Origin of the sequence: Blastomonas sp. UPD001 (assembly GCF_003426715.1) — a bacterium.
Taxonomy (GTDB): domain Bacteria; phylum Pseudomonadota; class Alphaproteobacteria; order Sphingomonadales; family Sphingomonadaceae; genus Blastomonas.
In genome coordinates, this window is record NZ_QKVT01000056.1 from 1 (window position 1) to 1,269 (window position 1,269).

At 63.5% G+C, this 1,269-nt stretch carries 1 protein-coding gene; it reads left to right on the forward strand.

Going from position 1 to position 1,269, the window contains the following annotated elements:
* Positions 1–1,220: ABC transporter transmembrane domain-containing protein (locus DM995_RS18330; RefSeq protein WP_232824543.1), on the forward strand; the 1,220-nt coding region annotated here is incomplete at its 5' end.
* Positions 1,221–1,269 lie beyond the last annotated feature (49 nt).

Sequence of the window (1,269 nt, forward strand, 5' to 3'; positions counted from 1 at the left end):
CGCTGGCGCAGCTGATGCAGGTCTCGGACGAGCTGGGCCTGCACAGCCGCCCCTTGCGCGGCGAGATCGAGGAAATGCCCGAGGTGCGGCTGCCCGCCGTGCTGCACTGGGACCTCAACCATTTCGTGGTGCTGAAAGCGATCCGCCGCCGCTTTTCGGGCACGCGCTATATCATCCACGATCCCGCGCGCGGGGTGATGGAAATCGGCGAGGCGGAGCTTTCCAAGCACTGGACCGGCGTGGTGCTCGAGCTCTACCCCACCCAGGGGCTGAAGCAGATGGGCAAGCCGGTGCGGCTCCGGCTGTCGCAGCTCGGCCTCAATATCGGCGGGTTGAACAGCTCGATGATGCAGGCGATCGGCCTGTCGCTGCTGCTGCAGCTGATCGCCTTTGCCGCGCCGTTCTTTCTCCAGCTGTCGATCGACAAGGCGGTCCCGGCCTTTGATACGAGTTTCCTCCTGGCGCTGGCGCTGGGCTTTGCCGCGCTCGAGCTGGTCGGCTTTGCGACACGGGGGCTGCGCGAGCTGATCCTGCTCAAGGTCTCGAGCGCGGTCGGCTTCTCGATGACCACCGACCTGTTCCGCCACCTGCTGCGGCTGCCGATCGGCTATTTCGAACGGCGCAACACCGGCGACATCATCTCGCGCTTCGAATCGACCGAGCCGATCAACGACCTGATGAGCAAGGGGCTGGTCTCCGCGACGATCGACGCGATCATGGCGCTGCTGACCTTCGCCATCATGTTCTATTATTCGCCGATGCTGACCCTGGTGGCAATGGCGACCCTGGGCGTGTTCGTCGCCTTCCGCTTCGCCACCTATCGCCGGCTGCGCAACGCCACCACCGACTATATCGCCGCGCGCGCCGACGAGGCGAGCACGATGATCGAGACGGTGCGCGGCATGAGCACGATCAAGCTGTTCGGCCGCCTGGGCGAACGCATGACGCTGTGGCAGAACAAGCATGCCGACACGGTCAATGCCGGCATCCGCATGGGCCGCACCAATGCCTGGACCGATGTCGCGGGGCAGACGCTGATGCGGCTGGAAACGGTGCTGTTCGTCTATCTCGCGATCAGCATGGTCATTGCCGGATCGTTCACCGTCGGCATGGTCTTCGCCTATCAGGCGTACAAGAGCCAGTTCCTCGAAGCGGGGCTTCGCTTCGTCGACATGATGTTCGAATATCGCATGCTCGACACGCATGTCGATCGGCCCTGAGTTCACGGAACAAGTGCAACACCTGCTAAGATGGTGTTGCGATGGGAGA